General features: G+C 64.6%; 22 protein-coding genes and 1 pseudogene. 8 read left to right on the top strand and 15 right to left on the bottom strand.

Features of this window, described 5'->3' with window-relative positions:
- Positions 1-23: 23 nt before the first annotated feature.
- The 5 genes from ACGHJ7_RS03775 to ACGHJ7_RS03755 form a co-directional block, all read right to left on the bottom strand.
- Positions 24-3491: an efflux RND transporter permease subunit gene (locus ACGHJ7_RS03775; RefSeq protein WP_390474650.1), complete on the bottom strand. Its 3468-nt coding sequence runs from the start codon at positions 3489-3491 to the stop codon at positions 24-26.
- A 3-nt stretch (positions 3492-3494) separates the two neighbouring features.
- Entirely contained in the window at positions 3495-4706 is a 1212-nt protein-coding gene (locus ACGHJ7_RS03770; protein ID WP_390474649.1) for an efflux RND transporter periplasmic adaptor subunit, read from the bottom strand.
- Positions 4707-4931: 225 nt separating this feature from the next.
- Positions 4932-5195, bottom strand: a complete 264-nt coding sequence (locus ACGHJ7_RS03765) for a GlsB/YeaQ/YmgE family stress response membrane protein (protein ID WP_390474648.1) — start codon at positions 5193-5195, stop codon at positions 4932-4934.
- Between the two features lie 122 nt (positions 5196-5317).
- Positions 5318-5617, bottom strand: a complete 300-nt coding sequence (locus ACGHJ7_RS03760; RefSeq protein ID WP_390474647.1) for a DUF1153 domain-containing protein — start codon at positions 5615-5617, stop codon at positions 5318-5320.
- The gene (locus ACGHJ7_RS03755) at positions 5614-5943 is read right to left on the bottom strand and encodes a hypothetical protein (RefSeq protein WP_390474646.1); all 330 of its coding nucleotides are present in this window, start codon (positions 5941-5943) and stop codon (positions 5614-5616) included. Before ACGHJ7_RS03755 ends, ACGHJ7_RS03760 begins: the two co-directional genes overlap by 4 nt.
- A 137-nt stretch (positions 5944-6080) precedes the next feature.
- On the opposite strand from ACGHJ7_RS03755, the gene mnmA reads away from it, so the two are divergent.
- Positions 6081-7265 carry a tRNA 2-thiouridine(34) synthase MnmA gene (gene mnmA / locus ACGHJ7_RS03750; RefSeq protein ID WP_390474645.1) on the top strand — a complete coding sequence of 395 codons (1185 nt, stop codon included), beginning with the start codon at positions 6081-6083 and terminating at the stop codon, positions 7263-7265.
- Positions 7262-8194, top strand: a complete 933-nt coding sequence (locus ACGHJ7_RS03745; RefSeq protein ID WP_390474644.1) for a hypothetical protein — start codon at positions 7262-7264, stop codon at positions 8192-8194. Before mnmA ends, ACGHJ7_RS03745 begins: the two co-directional genes overlap by 4 nt.
- Here ACGHJ7_RS03745 and ACGHJ7_RS03740 read toward each other — a convergent pair.
- Positions 8191-8556: a hypothetical protein gene (locus tag ACGHJ7_RS03740; RefSeq protein ID WP_390474643.1), complete on the bottom strand. Its 366-nt coding sequence runs from the start codon at positions 8554-8556 to the stop codon at positions 8191-8193. The two genes, ACGHJ7_RS03745 and ACGHJ7_RS03740, sit on opposite strands and share 4 nt — an antisense overlap.
- A 36-nt stretch (positions 8557-8592) precedes the next feature.
- Between ACGHJ7_RS03740 and ACGHJ7_RS03735 the strand changes: the two genes are divergently transcribed.
- Complete coding sequence (locus ACGHJ7_RS03735; RefSeq protein WP_390474797.1) at positions 8593-9735, top strand: serine hydrolase domain-containing protein; 1143 nt, start codon at positions 8593-8595, stop codon at positions 9733-9735.
- 3 nt (positions 9736-9738) lie between these two features.
- Here the strand turns inward: ACGHJ7_RS03735 and ACGHJ7_RS03730 are convergent, their stop codons facing one another.
- The 3 genes from ACGHJ7_RS03730 to pdxH form a co-directional block, all read right to left on the bottom strand.
- Complete coding sequence (locus tag ACGHJ7_RS03730) at positions 9739-10536, bottom strand: PhzF family phenazine biosynthesis protein (protein ID WP_390474642.1); 798 nt, start codon at positions 10534-10536, stop codon at positions 9739-9741.
- Complete coding sequence (locus ACGHJ7_RS03725) at positions 10533-11432, bottom strand: cation diffusion facilitator family transporter (RefSeq protein WP_390474794.1); 900 nt, start codon at positions 11430-11432, stop codon at positions 10533-10535. The genes ACGHJ7_RS03730 and ACGHJ7_RS03725 overlap by 4 nt, the downstream gene beginning before the upstream one ends.
- 64 nt (positions 11433-11496) lie before the next feature.
- Positions 11497-12132 (bottom strand): pyridoxamine 5'-phosphate oxidase, encoded by a 636-nt coding sequence (gene pdxH, locus ACGHJ7_RS03720; protein WP_390474641.1) that lies wholly within the window; start codon positions 12130-12132, stop codon positions 11497-11499.
- Positions 12133-12298: 166 nt separating this feature from the next.
- Between pdxH and ACGHJ7_RS03715 the strand changes: the two genes are divergently transcribed.
- The 5 genes and pseudogenes from ACGHJ7_RS03715 (at position 12299) to ACGHJ7_RS03695 (ending at position 17218) form a co-directional block, all read left to right on the top strand.
- Positions 12299-13258 carry a DnaJ C-terminal domain-containing protein gene (locus ACGHJ7_RS03715; protein WP_390474640.1) on the top strand — a complete coding sequence of 320 codons (960 nt, stop codon included), beginning with the start codon at positions 12299-12301 and terminating at the stop codon, positions 13256-13258.
- Between the two features lie 6 nt (positions 13259-13264).
- Positions 13265-14320, top strand: coding sequence for a YihY/virulence factor BrkB family protein (locus tag ACGHJ7_RS03710; protein ID WP_390474639.1), 1056 nt, complete (start codon positions 13265-13267; stop codon positions 14318-14320).
- Positions 14317-15123: an enoyl-ACP reductase FabI gene (gene fabI / locus ACGHJ7_RS03705; protein ID WP_390474638.1), complete on the top strand. Its 807-nt coding sequence runs from the start codon at positions 14317-14319 to the stop codon at positions 15121-15123. Before ACGHJ7_RS03710 ends, fabI begins: the two co-directional genes overlap by 4 nt.
- Before the next feature lie 148 nt (positions 15124-15271).
- Positions 15272-16151, top strand: a pseudogene (gene rfbA, locus ACGHJ7_RS03700) (glucose-1-phosphate thymidylyltransferase RfbA).
- Between the two features lie 83 nt (positions 16152-16234).
- Positions 16235-17218: an SDR family NAD(P)-dependent oxidoreductase gene (locus ACGHJ7_RS03695; RefSeq protein ID WP_390474637.1), complete on the top strand. Its 984-nt coding sequence runs from the start codon at positions 16235-16237 to the stop codon at positions 17216-17218.
- Positions 17219-17250: 32 nt separating this feature from the next.
- Here the strand turns inward: ACGHJ7_RS03695 and wecC are convergent, their stop codons facing one another.
- The 6 genes from wecC to ACGHJ7_RS03665 form a co-directional block, all read right to left on the bottom strand.
- The gene (wecC, locus tag ACGHJ7_RS03690; protein ID WP_390474636.1) at positions 17251-18552 is read right to left on the bottom strand and encodes a UDP-N-acetyl-D-mannosamine dehydrogenase; all 1302 of its coding nucleotides are present in this window, start codon (positions 18550-18552) and stop codon (positions 17251-17253) included.
- 90 nt (positions 18553-18642) lie between these two features.
- Positions 18643-19761 (bottom strand): non-hydrolyzing UDP-N-acetylglucosamine 2-epimerase, encoded by a 1119-nt coding sequence (gene wecB / locus ACGHJ7_RS03685; protein ID WP_390474635.1) that lies wholly within the window; start codon positions 19759-19761, stop codon positions 18643-18645.
- 117 nt (positions 19762-19878) lie between these two features.
- The gene (locus ACGHJ7_RS03680) at positions 19879-20517 is read right to left on the bottom strand and encodes a hypothetical protein (protein WP_390474634.1); all 639 of its coding nucleotides are present in this window, start codon (positions 20515-20517) and stop codon (positions 19879-19881) included.
- 156 nt (positions 20518-20673) lie between these two features.
- Positions 20674-21198 carry a demethoxyubiquinone hydroxylase family protein gene (locus ACGHJ7_RS03675; protein ID WP_390474633.1) on the bottom strand — a complete coding sequence of 175 codons (525 nt, stop codon included), beginning with the start codon at positions 21196-21198 and terminating at the stop codon, positions 20674-20676.
- Between the two features lie 13 nt (positions 21199-21211).
- Positions 21212-21694, bottom strand: coding sequence for a disulfide bond formation protein B (locus tag ACGHJ7_RS03670; protein WP_390474632.1), 483 nt, complete (start codon positions 21692-21694; stop codon positions 21212-21214).
- 6 nt (positions 21695-21700) lie between these two features.
- Positions 21701-23038, bottom strand: coding sequence for a S41 family peptidase (locus ACGHJ7_RS03665; protein ID WP_390474631.1), 1338 nt, complete (start codon positions 23036-23038; stop codon positions 21701-21703).
- Positions 23039-23069 lie beyond the last annotated feature (31 nt).

The following is a 23069-nucleotide window of genomic DNA, read 5'->3' as shown; positions in this document are numbered from 1 at the left end:
CGCCGAATGGCTCTGACGATCGATCACTCGGCAGGAACGGGGGTATGGCTGCCGGGTTCCGGACCCGTCTTCCCGTCATCGCCGGGACGATAGGTCAGGAACTTGCCGCGCAGCCACGGACCCAGCCTCCGCTCGAGGCCATCGGCCAGGCTGAAACCTGCCGGAACGATCAGGAGCGTGAGCAGGGTCGACACGATCAGCCCGCCGATGACGACGATGCCCATCGGCTGGCGCCATGCACCGTCTCCGGTCAGGGCGATGGCGGTCGGCACCATGCCCGCCGTCATGGCGACGGTCGTCATCACGATGGGCTGGGCGCGCTTGTGCCCGGCATCGATGATGGCATCGAGCTTGCGGGTGCCGCGGTCCATTTCCTCAATCGCGAAGTCGATCAAGAGGATGGAGTTCTTCGACACGATACCTAGCAACAGCAGCATCCCGATATAGACCGGCATGGATTGCTCGCCATCCAGCAGCCAGAGCAAAAAGATACCGCCCAGCGGCGCAAGCGCCAGCGAGGTCATGTTGACCAGCGGACTCATCAGGCGCTTGTAGAGCAGCACCAGCACGGCGAAGACCAGCAGCACGCCGGCGACGATGGCGATGATCAGGCTCTGGATCAGTTCCTGCTGCCATTCTTCCTCGCCCACGACGTCGCGGATGACGCCTTGCGGCAGGTCTTGCAGGACCGGCAGCGCGTCGATTTCCGCCTGCGCTTCGCCCTTCACGACTCCCTGCGCCAGATCCGCGCCGACCAGTACGCGGCGGTTCTGGTTGTACCGCTGGATGGTCGTCGGGCCGGAACCGAAGCTGATCTCGGCAACACGGGACAGCGGCACGCTGCCGCCGGTCATGGTCTGGACCGGCAGGTTCTCGATTGTGGTCAGGTCCTCGCGCGATTGTGTCGGCAGCTTCACGCGGATGGGAATCTGACGGTCGGACAGGGAGAACTTGGCCGCGTTCTGCTCGATCTCGCCCAGCGTGGCGATGCGGATCGTCTGGCTGATGGCCGCCGTCGTGACGCCGAGCTCGGCCGCCAGGTCGGGGCGCGGGGTGATGATCAGTTCGGGCCGGTTGATGTCGGCGCTTATGCGCGGGGCGATCAGGGAATCGATGCCCTTCATCTGCTCGACCAGCGTGGCCGCGGTTTCTTCCAGCAGTTCCGGATTGGACCCGGCGAGCATCACGGTCATGTCGCGCCCGCTGCCGAAGCCGCCGGACTGCGAGGCGAAACGGACCCGTGCATCGGGAATTTTCGCCAGTTCGGGCGCGAGCGCCCGTTCGAACTGGATCGAGGTCCGCTCACGATCGTCGGTCAGGCGGATATAGATCGTCGCCTGGCCTTCGCGCACGCGTTCCAGCGCGCGGTCGACTTCGGGCTCCTCATACAGCAGGTCGGCAACGCGGCGGGACACGCGTTCGGTGGTCGCCAGCGTGGTTCCGGGGACCATCTCGATCTCGACCCGGCTGCTGTCATTGTCGATCTGCGGCTGGAACTGACCTGGAACGCTGGCGAACAGCAGGACCGTCAGGAGCAGCGCGAAATAGCCGATCATCAGCATCCATGCGCGGTGATCGTAGAACCGCGCTTCCATCCACAGCCAGCCATTGCGGACCCAGCCGCCCAGGGCGCGGAACGGAAGGCCCAGCAGCTTGAGCGCGGCCAGCCCGGCGAAGAACCCTGCCAGGATGACAAGCGCAAACTGCAGCAGGCCGATGATGCGGTTGCCCACAACGGCCAGTTTGGAATCGGGATCGCTGCTTATCGCGGTGCCGATCTTTTCGGGAATGTCGAGCTCCGCAAGCGCGGCGTGACCCTGCGTGACGACCAAGGCCGGGACGACGAGCAGGATCAGGATGACCAGGAGGAAGGCGATGGCATAGAAGACACGGTGCCGGGGCGCTTCCAGACCGGCGCGCCGGGCATACATCTTCCCCCGGTCGAGCGACCAGCGGAGGATGCCCATGTAACGGTCCATCATCGGCCCTTCGCCGTGATCGGCATGACCTTTCGCCTTCAGGAAATAGGCCGCGAGCATCGGCGTGATCATGCGCGCCACGGCGAGCGACATCAGAACGGCGACGACGACCGTGAAGCCGAAATTCTTGAAGAACTCGCCCGAGATGCCGGGCATCGCACCGACCGGGAAGAACACGGCCACGATGCAGAAACTGGTCGCGACCACCGGCAGGCCGATTTCGTCGGCGGCGTCGATACTGGCCTGATAGGCGCTCTTGCCCATCCTCATATGACGCACGATATTCTCGATCTCGACGATGGCGTCATCGACCAGCACACCCGCCACCAGCGCGAGGGCGAGCAGCGACAGCGTATTCAGGTTGAAGCCGAGCAGGTCCATGAACCAGAAGGTCGGGATGGCGGACAGCGGAATGGCAACGGCGGAAATGATGGTCGCCCGCCAGTCGCGCAGGAAGAAGAACACCACGACGACGGCAAGAATGGCGCCTTCGATCATGGCCGCCATGGAGCTGTTGTACTGTTCTTTCGTGTAATCCACGCTGTTGGTCAGCGGGATGAAGCGCACGCCGGGATTTTCTTCCTCGATCTCGGCGATTTTCTCCAGCGCGGCGTCGTATACCGTGACGTCGGACGCACCCTTCGCGCGGGACATGGCGAAGTTGACGACTTCCTTGCCGCGCACCTTGCTGATCGAAGTCCGCTCGCTGTAGCCGTCGCGCACGGTTGCGACATCCGCCAGCTTGACCGTGGTGCCATTGCCCAGCTGGATCTGCTGCTGCGAAAGCTCGTAAGCGGTATCGCTGCTGCCGAGTACACGGACCGACTGGCGCGTTCCGCCGACCTCGGTCGCGCCGCCCGCTGCATCGATATTGGTCTGGCGCAGCACCGCGTTGATCTGGCTGGCCGTGACGCCGAAAGCCTGCATCCGCTGCAGGTCGAGAATGACCTCGATCTCGCGGTCGACGCCGCCGAAGCGGTTGACCTCCGCCATGCCTTCGACGCTGAGCAATTGCTTCGCGATGGTATCGTCGATGAACCAGCTGAGCTGTTCGATCGTCATGTCGTTTGCCTCGACGGCATAAATGCCGAGGAAACCGCCCGAAATGTCCTGCTTGTTGACGCGGGGCTCCAGGATCCCGTCGGGCAGGCTGCCGCGGATCGTGTCGACCGCGTTCTTCACCTCTGCCACGGCGTCGTTCGGATCGGTACCGATCTCGAATTCGATGAAGGTGTTGGAATTGCCTTCGCGCGCGGTGGAATTGATCGATGCCACGCCGTTAATCGAACGGACTGCGGATTCCACACGCTGGGTAATCTGGTTCTCGATTTCCGTGGGGGCCGCGCCCGGCTGCGAGATCGATACGCTGACGGCCGGAAATTCGACGTCCGGGTTATTGACCACGTCCATGCGTGCAAAGGCAAGCAGCCCCGCGAACAGCAGGCCGGTGAACAGGACCAGCGGGATGACCGGGTTGCGGATCGACCACGCGGAGATGTTCTGGAAATTCATCGATCAGCCGCCCCGTACTGTGGTGTTTTGCGGCGCGATGGTCTCGCCCTCCGTCACGAAGCCGCCTGCGCGCAAGACGACCCGTTCCGTCCCGTCGAGCCCCTGCGTGATCGCGATGCCCTCGCTCGTGACCATGCCGGTCGTGACCGAACGGCGGACCGCCTTGTTGCCTTCGCCGACGATGAAGACGAAGCTTCCGTCATTGTCGGACAGGACCGCGGATTCCGGCAGGAGCGGGGCGACGATCGTACCGCTCTTGATGACGGCGGTCGCAAAGCCGCCGGGACGAAGCTCGCTCGCATAGGGAAGCGAAATGCGCGCCACGCCCTGCCGGTTCTGTTCGTCGATGGTCGGGGCAAGCTGCCAGACCTGGCCGGTGAAGGCCTTGTCCGTGCCGGCCGGGGTCACCGTCGCCTGCACGCCGGTCGACAGCCTGGCTAGGTCGCTCTCCCCCACGCGGGCGAGCAATTCCATTTCCCCGCCGCGCGCAATGCGGAACAGGGGCGGCGAACCGGCGCTGACGGTCTGCCCCGGCTCGACACTGCGCTCGAGGACGAGGCCGGACACCGGGGCGACCACATTGAGACGCGCGTTTCGCGCCTGCAGTTCGGACAGCTGTGCCTGTGCGACGTTGACGCGGGCGCGCGCCGCGTCGCGGGTCGCGGTCAGGCGATCGACATCGGCGCGGGAGATGAAGCCACGATCGACCAGCTGGAGCGCGCGGTCCAGATTGCTTTGCGCCAGCTGCGCGTCGGAGCGGGCGACTTCGACCTGTGCCGCCTGGGCGCGGGCCTGCTGGTTCTGGACGGAGCGGTCGATCGACACGAGCACCTGGCCTGCATTGACCCATTCGCCCTGCTCGGCCGCCACGGCAACGACGCGGCCGCCTTCACCCACGACGCCGACGGGAATGTCCCGCCGTGCGGCCAGCGTGCCGGTGGCGGAAATCTCGCCTTCGATCGTCGCCTGGCCGGGAGAGATGACGGAAACGCGCGGCGCCTGTTCGTCGCGGTCGGCCGCCGGTGTCGCAGCGCCGTCACCGCCGGTAACGAAGTAATAGGCCCCTGCAATGACGGCGGCGAGAAGCACGGCAATGCCCACCCAGACCCACAGGCGGCGCGAGGATTTCCTCTCCGGCTGACCGTCCAGTCCGACCGGCGCTTCGTCGAGTTTCGGCGCGTTTTCGCTGTATTCGCTGGTCGAGTGGTAATTCATATCAGGCCCGTCACTGGTTTCCCTAGTGTGTTATACGGGTATATCACCCCGCGCAATCCCCATACCGCGCGCGATCGGGCCTTGGCAATCGAACCTTCTACCAACGGCGTTGAGCAAAAGACCGGCGTCAGGACGATACTTCGCAGCGGGACGAAGTCCTGCAACGAAAAAGGGCCGACTCTTGCGAGCCGGCCCTTGTTCGTAAATCGTTCTGGCTGCGGCGACTTAACGCACGCGGCCACGCTGGATCAGGTTCATGATGGCCAGCAGGACGATCGCACCGATAACGGCGATGATCAGTCCGGTCAGGCTGAATTCCTGGATCGAACCGCCCCAGCCGAATGCACCGGCGATGACGTTACCGATGACCGAGCCGATAATGCCGACGACGATATTCCAGAAGATGCCCATTGAGGCATCGCGGTTCATGACCAGGCTTGCGAGCCAGCCGGCGACACCGCCGACGATAATTGCGATAATCCAATCCATTGTTCTTTCATCCTGTTGCAGGCGTATCGGGGCTTTCAACGGGCCGACTGCGCGCCGGTTCCCGAACGAAAGCATTATAGCCTTTGGGAGGTATACACCCGTCCGGGCGCTTGCCCAGCGCGTTAGTATTTGAGCTGGCGCTCGTAGAGATCGCGGTAGTGCTGGATGCGGGTCACCCGCAGGCCCTGCATCCCCGAACGATCCACTGCGCGCTGCCAGGAAGCGAACTCCTCGAGCGTCAGATTGTAACGCTCCAGGACCTCGTCAAGGGTCAGCAGGCCACCGTTTACGGCAGCGACGACTTCGGCCTTGCGCCGCACGACCCAGCGTTTCGTCTTGGGCGAAGGGAGATCGGCCACGGTAAGCGGCTCGCCGAGGGGGCCGATCACTTCTGCGGGCCGGATTTTCTGGTTCTCTATCATTGTGCCTCTCGGTCGACATGGTCCGCGTGAGCCGCGGTCGGGGCAGACAATGCGTCGCCAGCTTTGCCGTCGGCTAAACCAACAAGGTTAATCGGCTCTTCATTTTTGCAATTTGGATGAGCGCCGCTTGCATCCAGGAGCTTTTCCGCTTTCAGGAAACTGCCCCCTGCCGCAGGCCGGGCATCCGCCAGGACCGTGCGAACATCCCGGGTCGCGGCAAGGCGTGCAACCAGCTCCGGCCACGCAAAGGCGCGGAGCGAAGGCGAATCGACGCCCGTTGCAGCCTCACGCAGGGCCGTGTCGGTGAGGTTGGTGTTTTCGAACATGCCCTGTCCAATAGGGCGGGCTGGTCAAGATCGGGTAAACCCGTGATTTACTTCGGGTTAGGATTACCGGAAAAACGGCTGCGGAGCGCGGAAACCCGGATGGCGCACCCTTTGCGGAAAACCTATTTGCGCCCTATATGACCGCCATGTCCGACACGCTGACCATGACACCGGCACAGGCTGCCGAACTGTTCGACCTGCCCGGCCCCATGGCCGAACGGCGTATTGTCGTTGCGATGTCGGGCGGCGTCGATTCCTCCGTGGTCGCAGCGCTTGCCGCGCGCAGCGGAGCACATGTCATCGGCATCACCCTGCAATTGTACGATTACGGCGCGGCCACGGGCCGCAAGGGCGCGTGCTGCGCCGGCGACGATATTGCCGATGCGCGCGCCGTGTCGGACAGGCTCGGCATTGCACACTACGTCTTCGATCACGAAAGCGCTTTTCGCGAGGACGTGGTCGAGCAGTTTGCCGACGATTACCTGCAAGGCCGCACGCCGGTTCCCTGCATCCGCTGCAATATGGGTCCGAAATTCACGGACCTGCTCCGCATGGCGCGTGAATTGGGGGCCGATTGCCTGGCCACCGGCCATTACGTCCGGCGCGTGACCGGTCCGGGCGGGCCGGAATTGCACCGTGCCCACGACCCCGCGCGCGACCAGTCCTATTTCCTTTACGGGACGACGCAGGAACAGCTCGACTTCCTGCGCTTCCCGCTGGGCGGCCTGCCCAAGGCGCAGGTGCGTGAACTGGCCGAGGAGGCGGGTCTGCGCAATGCGGCCAAGCCCGACAGCCAGGACATCTGCTTCGTACCCGATGGCGATTACGCCAAGATTGTCCGCAAGATGCGGCCCGAAGGTGGGCAGGCCGGCAGAATCGTCCATGCGGGCACAGGGGAAACGCTGGGTTCTCACAAGGGCGTCATCCATTACACGGTCGGCCAGCGCCGCGGTCTCGATATCGGCGGCCAGCCGGAGCCGCTTTATGTCGTCGGCATCGACGCGGAGAAGGCGCTGGTCCGGGTCGGCCCCAAGCGGATGCTGGCCATAGCGGAAGCAAAGCTGATCGAGACGAACCGCATCGGCCCCCTACCCGATACACAGCTCACCGCAAAGGTTCGCTCGCTATCGAAGCCCGTGCCTGTCGCGGTTGCCGGCGCGCTGGGTGACGGGGCGCAGGCCACCCTGCATTTCGAAACGGCGGAGCTGGGCGTCGCGCCGGGACAGGCCGCGGTCATCTATGCCGGGGACCGGGTCGTGGGAGGCGGGTGGATCGACCAGACGGTTGCAGCCCACTCTGCGCTCGGTGCAGTCACCGGGTGAAACCCCCGCGCAACAGGAACGGGCGGATCCCTCCCGCCGCGCTGGCGCTGTTACTGACCATCCTTGCCCTTCCCTTCATCTATTACCTCCTGCCGGACAGCCGGATTTGGACCGACCCCGGCTTCGCCCCTCCCCGCGTCGAACTTCGCTGGGAAGTCGAGCCGGGCGACGAAGACGCACCGCCGACCATCGGCATGGTGTTCGACGACGAAGGACGCGCTTCGGTCGGGGATGCACTGCAAGTCCTGCCGGTCGAGACCTACGGCCCCGGCGAAAGCGGCTTTTTCCCCGATCCGCCGGTCCAGCCCGACGTCGCCCGCTTCATCCTGGCCCGGCCGCACGAGATCACTCTTGGCCCGAGCGCGCAACGGGAGCGTGTGTCGACCTGCACCCTCGAAGGCGAGGCGCGATATGAAGGCCGCATCGTCCTGCACGATGGCTGTTTTCGCCTGCAACGCGGCGGGGACGCGGCGCCCGGCCCGATCGTGATGGGGTATTTCGCGGTTTTCCGCGATGCCGAAAATTACCTGACGATCGGGGCCATGGACGGACGACCCGAAGCAGCACTGCGGGTCGGTGAACCCGGTGCGCAGCTTTCCGGCATCGGATGTTCGAAAGACAAGCCCGTAAAGGCGCCGCCCGCTCTCGCGAAGCTCTGCCAGGCGGAAACGATGATACGGGTCGGTACCATCCGCCGCGAATCGATCTGCTCCGAAGAGCGCATCGCGGATCTCGTCAAGCGCGCATCCGACTACCGCATTGTCAGCGACCGCCTTCGCGCGGAAAACGCGGCCTGCATCGCCGAAAACGGTCGCGGCGCGCCCTGTCCGCCTGCTGCCGCTCCATTGCCTCCGCCCGGCGCGCAGACCTGCCGGATGCCGGAGGGCGCGGCCGAGAGGATCGAGCGCGCGATGCGCCCCTCAGCTTAGCCCTCCCAGGGGTCTAGCACGCAGCCATAGCCGTCCTTGAGGCGCGCCGTATCGCTCGCCACGAGGGGGAACGTCGCGGTGACGCTCTTCGCCTCCTCGTCCTCGCTCAGCATGACCAGTTCCATGCCGGGCAACTGGTCCTTGCCGCAATCGTCCAGATCGCGCCCCGCCACGAAGCGGCAGGAACAGGCGACCCGCGCGGAATAGGCCGTGCCTGCATTGCCATAACCGGCGATGGGCGCACGGTACGCGTAGGCAAGCGCTGCCACGGCCAGCAGCACGATCAGAAGAACAATAGGCCATCGGCGCCCCCTTCTCGCCGGGCCGGTGCGGGCAGTGGAACGCGGGGCGGGTTTTGCCATTGCAGGTCGATTTCCATCATGCGAGTGAGCCGCACCATGCCGATGCGCCGCGCCTCCCCTATCGCCATCCCCGCCGTAATCACAAGCCTTGCGGCGTTGACGCTGGCCGCCTGCGATTCGGACCCCGCCGAGCTGCCCCCGCTGAGCGAAGAGGCGCTGGCCGCTGTCGCAGACGATCCCGGTGCTCCCAACGACCAGCTCGCGCGCCAGCTGGACGAATGGTTTACCGACGAAACGGTGGGCGAAACCCGCGCGGCGCTGGTCATGCATGGCGGCGAAATCGCGGCCGAGCGTTATGCCGAGGGCTACGACGTCGATACGCGCTTCGTCAGCTGGTCGATGGCGAAGACGGTCACTGCCGTGCTGATCGGGATGCTGGTCGCCGACGGGAAACTGTCCCTCGACGAAAGCCCGCCCATCCCGCGCTGGCGTAGGCCGGGCGACCCGCGCGGCGAGATCACGCTGCGCCAGCTGCTGCAGATGCGCGCGGGCCTGCGCCATACGGAGGCCGGCAACCCGCCATTCGAATCGTCCGAAGTGCGGATGCTGTTCCTCGACGGGCGCGACGACATGGCGGATTATGCCACCGCGCAGCCGCTGGAGGACGAGCCGGGTCGGACCTTCGAATATTCCAGCAATACGACCGTGATCCTGGCCGATATCGCGGCCCGGGTCCTGTCCGATGACAGCCCCGATCCGGAGGTGCGGCGCCGGGCGGTGGCCGAGTACCTCCAGTCCCGCCTGTTCGGACCGCTGGGGATGGATTCCATGGTTCCGGAATTCGACGCCGCCGGCACCCTGATCGGGGGCAGCCTGATGCATGCGACGGCGCGCGACTGGGGGCGGTTCGGAGATTTCCTGAGGAATCGCGGCTCCTATCGCGGATCACAGCTCCTGCCGCGCAGCTGGGTCGATTTCATGACGAGCCCCAGCCCGGCCTCGGACAATTACGGGGGCCAGACCTGGCTCAATCGCGGCATCGGACTGGACCAGGACGGCAACAAGGCCAATCGGGGTCCGGACACGCTGTATTCGGCCATCGGGCACATGGGGCAGTATGTCCTGGTCTCGCCGGACCAGAAGCTGACACTGGTCCGGCTGGGGCATTCGAGCAGCGAGGAACGCGCCGTCCTGATGGACCAGATGATGGACGTGATCGAACTTTATCCGGCCGAGTAGCGCCTAGCCCGGCAGGCGGAAGCTCCCCTCGACGACGGTCACGCAGCCACCGCCGAGCCAGGCGCGATCTCCGTCCAGACGCAGGGCGAGATCGCCGCCGCGCTGCGAGGCCTGGTGCGCGGTGAAGCTGTCCCGCCCGAGCCGCGCCGCCCAGAAGGGCGTCAGGGCGGCATGCGCGCTGCCGGTCACGCTGTCCTCGTCGACGCCGCCACCGGGCACGAAGACGCGGCTCACGATATCCGTCCGCTCGCCGGGCGCAGTGCAGATGAACTGGTCGTCGCCCAGCGCGCCCAGCCCCTTGAGGTCCGGATCCAGCGCGCGCACCTCGGCCTCGCTCGAGAACAGGTAGATCCCGTAACGCCCTTCGTTCTGCCAGACTTCCTGCGGTTGAGCGCCCAGCAGGGCGACGGCTTCCGGCCAGTTCTTCGGCGAAACGGGTATGACCGGCAGGGCCAGCTCGTAACCCGCCGCACTCCGCCGCACTTCGAGTTCGCCCGCCTGGCGGGTGCGGAAGGTCACCCGCTCGCCGCCGTCCCGTTCCAGCAGCACGTGACCGCTCGCGAGCGTCGCATGGCCGCACAGCCGGATTTCGGTGGCCGGCGTGAACCATCGCAATTCCCAATCGCTGCTGCCAGTGTCGTCCTTCACGAGGAAAGCCGTTTCCGCGAAATTGTTCTCCTCCGCGATGGCCTGCAGGACATCGTCCGGTAGCCATTCCTCGAGCGGCATCACGGCCGCCTGGTTCCCCGTGAACGGACGGTCGGCGAAGGCATCGACATGCCAATAGGGCAGGGAAATCACGGCGTCTCGTCCTCCAGTTTTTCGAACTCGTCGGCTTCGACCAGGTCGTTCCCCGGTTCGTCGACATGACCCGCAGGGTCTATATGGATCAGCAACTCCGTTCCGGGAAACGCGCTGCGCAGGTCGGCCTCCACACGGTCGATCACGTCATGCGCCTCGCGCACGGTCATCTCTCCGGGCAGGTCGACATGGAATTGCACGAAATCGCGATTGCCCGCCGTACGGGTCCGCAAATCGTGCAGGTTCGACAGTTCGGGATGGGTCGCGGCCCGGGCGACGAAGGCGCTGCGGCGGTCCTCCGGCCATTCGCGGTCCATCAGGTGATCGACCGCCTCGTGGGAGGCATCCCATGCGCCATAGGCCAGCCAGGCCGCGATGCCGAGGCCGAAGAACGCATCCGCCTTGCCCAGCCCCAGCTGCGTCTGCAGGACCAGCGCCGCGATCACGGCAAGGTTCAGCAGCAGGTCGCCCTGGTAATGAACGTGGTCCGTCCGGATGGCGACCGAACCGGTTCGCGACAGGACGTAACGCTGCCACCAGAGCAGCACGAAGGTCAGCGCGATGGCGGCCACCGACACCCCGATCCCCACGGGCGCCTCGCCCACGGGTACGTCCTCCATCCATTGCTGGATGCTGCGCACGACCAGGGCAAAGGCGCTGAGCGCGATGAGGACGACCTGAACGATGGCCGCGATCGCCTCCGCCTTGCCGTGGCCGAAGCGGTGATCGTCATCCGCCGGCATCGCGGCATAGACCACACCGAACAGGGTGACGAGGCTGGCGACAAGGTCCAGCGCGCTGTCGGCCAGGCTGCCGAGCATGGCGACCGAATTCGTCTCGACACTGGCCCACAATTTCAGGGCGACCAGAACGGCCGCCACCGTGATCGATGCCATCGCGGCGCTGCGCGCCAGCCGGTTGCGGGTCAGTCGGTCGTCGTCCTGGGTCACGCAGTCCCCATTAGGGGTAGAGCAGCGTATCGGTCCAGCCGTCTCCTGCGCGTGTGAAAACCCGGCGATCATGCAGGCGGTTCGGCCGGTCGAGCCAGAACTCGATGGCTTGCGGTGCAAGCGTGAACCCGGTCCAGTGCGCGGGGCGCTCTACCTCGTCGCCTTCGAATTGCTCCTTCACCTGCTCGAACCGGTCGAGGAAGACCTGCCGTTCTTCCAGCGGGCTGGATTGGAAAGACGCAACCGCACCCAGCTGCGAATCCCTGCTGCGGGAATGGAAATAGGCAGTCGCCGCTTCCGGATCGACTTCGGTCAGCGTCCCTTCGATGCGGATTTGCCGGCGCAGGCTCTTCCAGTGAAACAGCAACGCTGCCTGGTCGTTTGCGCGAATTTCCTTGCCCTTGCGGCTTCTCGCATTGGTGTAGAAGGTGAAGCCGCCCTTCGGGCCGCCGACATCCCGCCCATGCCCCTTGAGCAGGACCATGCGCACCGACGGCGCGCCATCGGGCGCAGCGGTTGCCAGCGCCATGGCATTGGGATCGTTCGGTTCGCTCTCCTTCGCCTTTGCCAGCCATTCGTCGAACAGGGCGAAGGGGTCGGTCGCGGGGATGGCGCTTTTGCCGGGGTCTGTCTGGGCAGAATTCATCGAGGGTTCCTCAATATCGGGGAAGCGTGAGTGCAGTGTCCAATCGATCGGGCTTTGTCGATGTTCCCGTCGGCTTCCCGAAGAGCGCGGCCCCAGCCTTCATTTCCGCCGATTGCAGAACGTTACCGCGCTTGCATGGGGAGCATCGCCTCCCTAGCTGCAAGGAATGGCCGATCCTTATGCCACACTGGGTGTCCCGCGAACCGCCTCCGAGAAGGAGATCAAGAGCGCGTATCGCAAGCTTGCGAAAGAACTGCACCCCGACACCAACAAGGACAATCCCGCCGCCGCCGACAAGTTCGGCAAGGTGACGCAGGCCTACGACCTGCTGTCCGACAAGGACAAGCGCGCGCAATACGATAGGGGCGAGATCGACGGCGACGGCAATCCTGCGAACCCGTTTGCCGGCATGGGCGGCGGCGGTTTCGGGGGCGGCTATGGGGGCGGACGCGGCCAGCAGGGCGGCTTCCGGGCAGAGGATTTCCAGGGCTTTGGCGGCGGTGAAGCCGATCTGGGCGATATTTTCGAAGGCCTGTTCGGCGGCGGCGGTGCCCGCCAGCGCGGCGGCTCTCCCTTCGGCGGGGGGCGCAGGCCCCCTCCGCCGCAGAAGGGTGCCGACATCGCCTATCGACTGCGCGTCCCCTTTACCGAAGCGGCGACGCGCGCCGACCAGCGCATCACGCTGGCCGATGGCAAGACGATCGACCTGAAATTGCCCGCCGGCGTCGAGGACGGCACGCAGATGCGGCTGAAAGGCAAGGGCGAGCGCGGTCCGGGCGGCAATGGCGACGGCCTGGTCACCGTGTCGATCGACCGCCACGCCTATTTCGAGCGTGACGGACAGGACGTGCGGCTGGACCTCCCGGTCAGCGTTTCGGAAGCGGTGAAGGGCGCGAAGATCAAGGTCCCGACCGTCGATGGTCCGGTCATGCTGACGGTGAAGCCCGGCCTGTCCGGCGGCACGGTCATGCGCCTGAAGGGGCGCGGCTTCTCGACCAAGAGCGGTGGGCGCGGCGACCAGCTGGTGACCCTGCGTATCACCCTGCCAGACGACCTTTCGTCGCTGGAAGAGGCGCTGGGGGACTGGTCCGATCCCGGAAACCCCCGGGCTTCCCTTGGGGTGTAATCCATCATGAAGGGCTGGCGCGAGGTCTATGACCCGGACGAACGCCTGCCGGATCCCGAAGAACGGATCGTCCAGTCCCTGAGCCCGGAAGACAGGCGCCGCCATGCGATTCGCTTCTCGGGCGCTGTAACAGGCCGGGTCACCGAACGGGTCGGGCCCGGCTCGCGCATTTTCGAAATCGTCAAACGGGTGGCGGTCGGTACCTTCAACGACGGGTTCATTCACGCGGGCAATCTGGCCTATCTGTCGATGCTGGCCATCTTCCCGTTCTTCATCACGGGCGCTGCGCTGTTCTCGGTGATCGGTGAGGACTCCGAGCGGGCCGCCACGATCAACGCCGTCATCATGGCCCTGCCGCCGGTGGTGGCCGAGGTCATCGAACCCGTGGCTCGCAACGTCATCGAATCGCGGTCCGGCTGGCTGTTATGGGCCGGCGGGCTGGTGGGACTGTGGACGGTCAGCAGCCTCGTCGAAACCATCCGCGACATGCTGCGCCGTGCCTATGGGACGCAGGCGACCCAGGCTTTCTGGAAATACCGTATTGCATCGGCCGGGGTCATCATCGGGGCCGTCATCCTGCTGATGCTGTCGCTGCTGGCGCAGGTCATCATCGGAACGGCGCAGCAGGTCATTGATGCATATTTCCCGTGGCTGACCGACGTCATATCCCAGCTTGCGCTGGCGCGCTTCGTTCCGGCGCTGGGCCTGTTCGGGTCGATGTACATGCTGTTCTACACACTGACGCCGAAATCCTATCGCAATCGCCGCTATCCGAAGTGGCCGGGCGCGCTGGCCGTCACAATCTGGTGGGTCGGGGTGACCATCGCCCTGCCCGTCGTGCTGCGGCAGTTCTTCGCCTACGATCTCACCTACGGATCGCTGGCGGGCATGATGATCACGCTTTTCTTTTTCTGGCTGGTGGGCCTAGGGATGGTGGTCGGCGCGGAACTGAACGCCGCGCTTGCCGAAACGCCCGAGGAAGAAGACGTGATCGGGCAGGCGGATAATCGCAGACGGGCGGCCGAACGTGCTGCCGCCGCTGCCAGGGAAGGTGCAGAATGACCGGATTGATGGCTGGAAAGCGCGGGCTGATCATGGGCCTCGCCAACAACAAATCGCTTGCGTGGGGGATTGCGAAACAGCTCGCCGACCAGGGCGCACAGCTGGCCTTCAGTTATCAGGGCGACGCGCTGGCAAAGCGGGTAAAACCGCTGGCGCAGGAACTGGGAAGCGACTTCACCTTCGAATGCGACGTGTCCGACATGGATTCGCTGGACGCTGCCTTCGCCAATCTGGCGGAGCGGTGGGACAGCCTGGACTTCGTGATCCACGCCATCGGATATTCGGACAAGAATGAACTGCGCGGCAAATATGTCGATACCAGTCTAGACAATTTCCTGACCACGATGAACATCTCCGCCTATTCGCTCGTCGCGGTGGCGCAGCGTGCGGCCAAGATGATGCCGGAAACCGGCGGGTCCATCGTCACGCTGAGCTATTACGGCGCGGAAAAGGTCATCCCGCATTACAACGTCATGGGCGTTGCCAAGGCAGCGCTGGAGGCCAGCGTTCGCTACCTCGCGAACGATCTGGGCCCCGACGGCATCCGCGTGAACGCGATCAGCGCCGGCCCGATCAAGACGCTGGCTGCCAGCGGAATCGGCGATTTCCGCTACATCCTGAAATGGAACGAATACAACGCACCGATGCGCCGCAATGTCAGCATCGAGGATGTCGGCGGCGCCGGCCTCTATTTGTGCAGCGACCTGTCGGCAGGCGTTACCGGCGAAGTGCACCATGTCGATGCGGGCTATCACACGGTCGGCATGAAGCAGGAAGACGCCCCCGACATCTCGGTCGAATGAACATTTGTCGAATGCTGCGATGGGCGATGGGTTGAAGCAATATCTCGGGTTCTGACGGCGATAGCCGGTCGACTTGTGTCGGTGCGAGCGCGCCTCTAGGCGGAGCCGGCGAGAGCAATCACCATTAGACAAACGGGAATCGGCGAAGATGAAGGGTATTATTCTGGCAGGCAGCAGCGGAACGCTGCCTCTATCCTGCGACGATGTCGGTGTCGAAGCAGATTTTGCCCGTCTTCGACAAGCCGATGATCTATTATCCGCTGTCGGTCCTGATGCTGGCAGGCATTCGCGAAGTCCTGATTATCTCCACCCCCCGCGACCTGCCCGTGTTCGAGGCCCTGCTCGGCGATGGCAGTGCGTTCGGCATCGACCTGTCCAATGCCGTGCAACCCGATCCGAATGGCCTTGCGGAGGCATTCATCATCGGGCGCGACTTCGTGAACGGACAGCCCAGCGCGCTGATCCTGGGCGGCAACATCTATCACGGCGACAAGATGGGCGAAAAATGCCGCGCGGCTGCCGAAGAGGCGCAGGCCCGCGGTCCCAATGTCTTTGCCTATCATGTCGAAGACCCGGAGCGGTACGGCGTCGTCGATTTCGACAGCAGCGGCAAGGCAACCTCGGTCGAGGAGAAGCCTGCCGAACCCAATCGAACTGGGCGATTACTGGTCTCTATTTCTACGACGGTCAGGTGTGCGATATAGCCGCGAACATCGCGCCCAGCGCGCGGCGAACTGGAGATCACCGACATCAACCGCGCCTATCTGGAAAAGGGCACGCTGACAGTCAGCCGTTTGGGCCGCGGATATGCTTGGCATAATACCGCAACGCATGGTTCGTTGCATGAAACGATTGCTTATATCTGCACGCTGGAGCACCGCACCGGGATCAAGATCGCGCGTCTAGAGGAAATGGGACTGGAATTGGGCTGGATCGACGCGTACGCCGCGCTGGCCGGCGCGGATGGGTTGGGCGCTACGGGCTATGCCCATTATCTGCGCCGCCGCGTGCGCGAACTGGCCCGCTGACGCCACCGAGCTTGTGCCGACTCAAATCCACGTTCGGGCTTTTTGCTTTAGAACGGAACTGCTTAACAAGGGGTGCTTTCACCATGCGCGTTCTCATTACCGGGGCTGCCGGTTTCATCGGCGCGGCGCTGGCCGAGCGGTTGCTGGCGCGCGGAGATCAGGTGCTCGGCATCGACAATCTCAACGACTATTACCAGGTTTCGCTGAAGGAAGACCGGCTGAAGCGCCTCGGCGACGGCTTTTCGTTCCGGAAGGTCGATTTCGCCGACAACGCCGCCCTCGCCGCCGCGCTGGAGGGGGAGGCATTCGACAGGATCGTGCATCTCGGCGCACAGGCAGGCGTCCGGTATTCGATCGAGAACCCGCATGCCTACGTCCAGTCGAATCTCGTGGGGCACGTCAACATGCTGGAACTGGCACGGGCGCGCGAAGTACCGATGGTCTATGCCAGTTCCTCCAGCGTCTATGGCGGCAATACGAAACTGCCCTTCGCTGTCGAGGACCGGGCGGATTATCCCGTCTCGCTCTATGCCGCGACCAAGAAGGCGGACGAGTTGATGAGCGAAACCTACGCCCATCTTTACCGCATCCCGCTGACCGGCCTCCGGTTCTTCACCGTTTACGGACCGTGGGGCCGCCCGGACATGATGCTCTGGAAATTCACGAAGCGTATCCTCGCCGGGGAAACCATTCCGGTTTTCAATAATGGCGATATGTACCGGGACTTCACCTTCATCGACGATATCGTTTCAGGGGTCGTCGCCTGCATCGACGCGCCGCCAGCAGACGATGGCACTGTGAAGGCGGGCGGCAGCGTGAAGCCGCACGCGCTCTACAATATCGGAAATCATCAGTCGGAAAAGCTGATGGACGTCATCGCCGTCCTGGAAAGTGCGATCGGCCGCAAGGCGGAGATGGAGATGCTCCCCATGCAGCCGGGGGACGTTCACAAGACCTATGCCGATATCGAGGCGATCCGTCGCGACCTGGGGTACGAACCGACCACGGGTGTAGAGACCGGCGTGCCGGCCTTCGTCGACTGGTACCGCACCTATCACCAAGTCTAGGCGGGGCCCCGGCGGCCACCGCCCGGAGACCCTTAGCTGGCGAGACGCAGGCCCGGCGCCGTGCGCTTCACCTGCGCGTCCGGCCAGATGCCGCGCGTGTCGTAGATGGCCGCATGAGCGCGCTCTTCCGCCGGGATGACCTTGAAGACGTCATGGTCCACCAGCACGATCATGACGTCGCACGTTTCGAGCGCCGCGTCGATGTCGACCAGAGACGCGCCGGTGCCGTCGAATTCCCTCGGCAGTTCTGCCGCATAGGGTTCGACCACGCTGATGCGATCGCCGTAATCGCGGGCCAGCGCCGCGGCCACGTATCGGGCCGGGCTTTCGCGGAAATCGTCGATATTCGCCTTGAAGGCGAGGCCGAGACAGGCGATCTGCGCGTTCGGGTTGTCGTCCACCAGCGCTTTGGCCCGGGCAAGGACGTGATGCATCTTCGCATCGTTGGTCTGCCGCGCCTGCCGGATCATGTTCGCCTGTTCCGGCGCGCCATGGACGATGAACCACGGATCGACCGCGATGCAGTGCCCGCCCACGCCGGGTCCGGGCTGGAGGATGTTGACGCGCGGATGGCGGTTGGCCAGCCGGATCACTTCCCAGACGTCCAGTCCCTGCGCATCGGCAATCATGCTGAGTTCGTTCGCAAAGGCGATATTGGTGTCGCGAAACGCGTTTTCGACCAGCTTGGTCATCTCTGCGCTGGCGGCATCGGTCGTCACGCATTCACCGCGCACGAAACGCTTGTAGAATGCGAGCGCCTTCCGAGCGCAGCGGGGCGTGATACCGCCAATGGACCGATCGTTGCGGATCAGTTCTTCCAGGATTTTTCCGGGCAGGACGCGTTCGGGGCAATAGGCGATCGAGACGTCGGGCGTCCTGTCGGTCAGCCCGGGCATGGCGAGATCGGGCCGCAGCCCTGCGATGAGGTCGCGCATCGCCGCGGTCGTACCTACCGGCGATGTCGATTCCAGGATGATCGTGTCGCCTGCCTTCAGCACGCCTGCGACTTCCGTCGCCGCGCTCATGACATAGCTGGTGTCGGGCGTATGCTTGCCGTCCTTCTCGAACGGGGTCGGCACGGCGATGACGAATACGTCTGCCGGCCGGACCTGCGTGGACGCCTTCAGCGTGCCGCGCTGGACAACCGAGCGAACCAGTCCGTCGAGGTCGACTTCCTCGATATGGATCTCGCCCCGATTGATCGTGTCGACAACGGCCTGGCTGACATCGACGCCCGTGACCGGGCAGCCGCTACTGGCAATGACCGCCGCGGTCGGGAGCCCGATGTAACCGAGGCCGACAACGCAGACGTCGGGTTTGTTTTCGCCAATCATGGTGGTCGTGTGTCCTGCTAGCTAAGTCTGGCCGCCAGCCTTGGCAGGACGAGGTAAATATAGGGGTAACGCTTGCGCGAGTGCCGTGTCTTATTGCGCCAGCAGGTCGGCGATCCGCATCGCGGAACGGCCATCGCCGAACGGATTGTGGGCGCGGGCCATGGCTTCATAGGCCGCGGGGTCGTCCAGCAGCGCCGTCACTTCGGCCACGATCCTGTCGGCATCCGTACCCACCAGCTTCGCTGTGCCGGCATCGACGCCTTCCGGCCGCTCGGTCGTCTCGCGCATCACCAGTACGGGTTTGCCAAGCGCGGGCGCCTCTTCCTGCACGCCGCCGCTATCGGTCAGCATCAGATGGCATATATCCAACAGGCGGGCGAAATGCGGGTAATCGAGCGGTTCCAGCAGCGCGACATTATCCAGCCCCGACAATTCCTCGTTCATCACCGCGCGGACATTGGGGTTCAGGTGGACCGGGAAAACAATCGCGGTATCGTCCCGCGCGGCGATCCGTTTGACGGCATCGGCAATGGCCCGCATGCCCTCGCCGAAATTTTCGCGCCGATGGCTGGTCATGCCGATGATACGCTTGCCGGCAAAGCGCTTCTCTACCTCGGCAAGACCGCTTGCCAGGCCGGGCTCTTCCTCGACCTTCGCGGTGATCCAGTGGAGCGCGTCGATCACCGTGTTGCCGGTCACATGGACAATGGCGGGATCGACGTTCTCGCGCAGCAGCGCAGCCTGCGAAACCTCGGTCGGCGCACAATGGATCGCGGCCATGCTGCCGATGATCTTCCGGTTCACCTCTTCGGGCCAGGGATGATAGATATCCCTGCTGCGAAGGCCCGCTTCGACATGGCAGACCCGGATCTTGCGGTAATAGGCGGCCAGCGCGCCGCACATGGCGGTGGCCGTATCGCCCTGCACCACGACGTGGTCTGGCCTTACCCGGTCCATGACCTCGCCGATACCGGTCAGAAGGCGCGCGGTGAGTGCATCCAGCGTCTGGTCCGGCTGCATCACGTCCAGATCGTCGTCCGGCGTGATCCCCGCAATGTCCAGCACTTGGTCCAGCATCCCGCGATGCTGCCCGGTCACCAGGACATGGCTGTCGAACCGCTCATCGGCTTCCAGCGCATGGACGAGCGGGAACAGTTTTATGGCTTCGGGACGGGTGCCGAATACGGTCAGGATCTTGCGCGTGGTCATGCCGCCGCCATTAACCATCGAAGGTTAAGGCGATGCTAGCCCACACGGCGAAATGCGTAGCGAATTACGCGACGATTTGGCTTAACGGGTCCGGAGAACAGCCGAACCCGCACCGCGTCAGTTATCTCCGCCGATCTGTGCCGGCGCGCTGGCATCGACCGGCAACGGCTCCCCGGCGCCGTCGTCGAACGGACCTTCGCGCTCCGGGGCGGACGGGATGGCGCGGCCTTCGGTGTCGATGAGCGGCGGCGGGCTGCCGTCGACGACTTCGTCACCTACGGGTGCGGCGCGCTCCGCCTCCAGCCGTTCGAGATATTCGCGTTCGATCGCTTCGACCTCTGCCTGGCGAATGGCCGCGTCTTCGTCGATTGTTGCAAGCCGGGCGGCGCGCGCCTCGGCAATCAGCTGTCCGAAGCGCACTTCCGAGCTTTCGCGCCGCTCGCCATAGGCCGCGTCGATCAGTTCCTGGGTACAGCCGGTCGATCCGCCGGCGCCCGTGGGGGAGCAGGAAAACGTGCCGAAATCGCCGATGAACTGGAAACTTTCGACCCGCTGCGCCCACGCGGTGTTGGAGGGATCGTCGCTGAAGCGCAGGGTTTCGGGAATGCGATAACGCTCGCTCTCGGGAAGGCGCGCGACGACGACGATCTCGTCCGCATTGGCCGTCGGCTGCACATCGTCGTCGCCATAGACGATGACCATGTTCACGCGGTCGCCCGCCGAATCCTGCGCCAGCGCCGGAGTGGAAGCAGCCATGATTCCGGCGGCGAGCGGGAGAGTGAGAGAGCGCAAGTGCATCGGTTTCCTACCTTTGGGATCGGGCGTGAATGGCAGCCATAAACGGCGCGCGGCCCTGAATATCGTCTGAAGTATCTGCCTGAAAAGCGTATCGGGCGCCCGGGCGTTCCCGTTTCAGATTCGCTCGCTAATGCGGATCGCCGCCTTGCAGCCCAGGCGGATCACGCCCGACAGCAGCGGATAGGCCGGTGCCTTTTCCGCGCCAGCAGCCAGCGCGGCGTCGCGATGCTCGCGCTCGTCCTCGCGGAAGCGTTCGATCATGTCGGCGAGCCTGGGATCCGCGCCGCTTTCCTCCAGACGGTCGAGCTGGTCGGAATAATGCTTGTCGATTTCCTCTTCGACCGCAGCGGTGCACGCCATGGCGGCCTCTGGCCCGATCAGCGCGGTGGCCGCGCCCAGCGCGTAACCGGCGACGTTCCAGAATGGCTGGAGCGCCGTCGGGCGAACGCCGCGCTCTGCCATCAGGGCATCGAATTCGGCCCGGTGTCCTTCTTCCTGCCGGGCCATGGCGCGGATTTCCCCCGAATGGGGTCCGCGGTCGCCCATCACGGCAAGCTGGCCTTCATAGATGCGGGTCGCCCCGAACTCGCCTGCCTGGTCCACCCGGATCATGCGATCGATGTCGTTCTTGCTCGTCATAGCTTCGGTCCGTTCATGCCAGCGCCGGGTCCTTGCGGCCGATCAGCCACAGGATGGCAATCGCCGCGCCGGTCGAAATCAGGAAGTTCCATCCTGCAAGGGATACGCCCAGCAGGTCCCAAGGTGCCTGATCGCATCGCACCAGCGGCGCATTGAGGATCGAATCGAGCGCATCGCCCGCTGCCACGGTGTTCGAGGTGGCGCATCCGGTGATGCCTTCCCACCAGCCATATTCGACACCCGCATGGAAACCACCGATCAGTCCCGACGTCAGGATCGCCAGCGCGGCAAAGGCGGTCCAGACGCGCGCCGGGCCGACAAATGCGGCAAGCAATCCCAAGGCGACCGCTGCGAAATGCGGCCATCGCTGCCACCAGCACATCTCGCACGGATAAAGGCCGAATGCATACTGGCCGACATAGGCGCCCGCCAGCAGCAGGGCTGGAGCCGCGAGGGCGATCTGCCGGGCAAGCCGGACCGAGGGCGTTTCGGTCATGCGGCCCTACTTGCGGATGGCGACGGAACTGGGCGTCGTCCGGCGCAGGGTTTCCAGAGCGTAATGCAGCTGGAAATCCTTGATGCCTTCCGCTTCCAGTTCCTCAGCCGTTTTCACGAAGCGCGGATCGATCGTCTTGTCGTTCTCGAGCTCTTCGTCCTTGAGGCCGAGTTCGTTGACGAGATGCCCGCGAAGGTCCGACTCGCGCATCTGGTATTTCGTGCGGCGGGCAAGATCGGGATCGGAGAGCTGCGGCACCTTGATGTCGGGCTTGATCCCGCCTTCCTGCACCGAATGGCCCGACGGCGTATAATACCGCGCCGTCGTCAGTTTCAGCGCCGCGTCACGGCCCAGCGGCAACAGCGACTGGACGCTGCCCTTGCCGAAGCTGCGCTCTCCCATCACCAGCGCACGGCGATGGTCCTGCAGCGCCCCCGCGACGATTTCGCTGGCAGAAGCCGAGCCTGCGTCGATCAGGACCACGATGGGCACGCCCTTCGCCATGTCCCCGCGGAAGATGGATTCGGCTTCGTAGAGGCGATTCTCGCCACGCTCGCGCCCGCGCTGGGATACGATGCTGCCCGAATCGAGGAACAGGTCCGAAAGCGCGACCGCCTCGTCCAGCGAACCGCCGGGATTGGAGCGCATGTCGAGGACCAGGCCGTTCATCCGGCCGGACGCTTCCTGTTGCAGCGCATCCCAAGCGGCATAGACGTCGGCCCCGACATCGCGGGAGAATTCGTTGACGCTGATATGGCCGATATTGCCGTCCATCAGTTCATGCGTCACAGGCTCCAGCTCGATCACGCCGCGCGTCACGGTGACGTCGAACGGCTCGTCGCGGCCGGCGCGGAACAGCGTGAGTGTGATGTCGGTCCCCGCCTGCCCGCGCATCTGCTGGACAGCATCGTCGAGGTCGCCGCCATAGATCAGCTTGCCGTCGAGATGGGTGATGAAGTCCCCGGCCTTCACGCCCGACTGTTCCGCCGGACTGCCGCGGAACGGGCTGATGACCTTGACCGCGCCATCATCCATGATGACCGACAGGCCGAGCCCCGAATAATTCCCGTCGATCAGGGTTTCGAGGCGTTGCAGGTCGCTGCCGTCGAGATAGGCGGAATGGGGATCGAGGCTGGCCAGCATCCCGTCGATCGCCCCGCGCACGAGCTGCTCGTTATCGACCTCGTCGACATAGGCCGCCTTGATCTGCTGGTAGGTCGCAAACAGCTTCGCAAATTCCGGACCGGCGCGGCCATCGACCTGCGCGAAGCCGGCCGTGGTTGCCGGGATCAGCGCGACTGCGGTGACAAGCGCGGCAGAGCGGATGATGGGAGCGAATTTCATAATACGTGTTCTCCGGGCATTGCGGACACTA

It is taken from the genome of Altererythrobacter sp. MTPC7 (assembly GCF_042851395.1).
Lineage (GTDB): Bacteria > Pseudomonadota > Alphaproteobacteria > Sphingomonadales > Sphingomonadaceae > CAJXSN01.
This window is presented reverse-complemented; position numbering and strand designations above follow the sequence as displayed.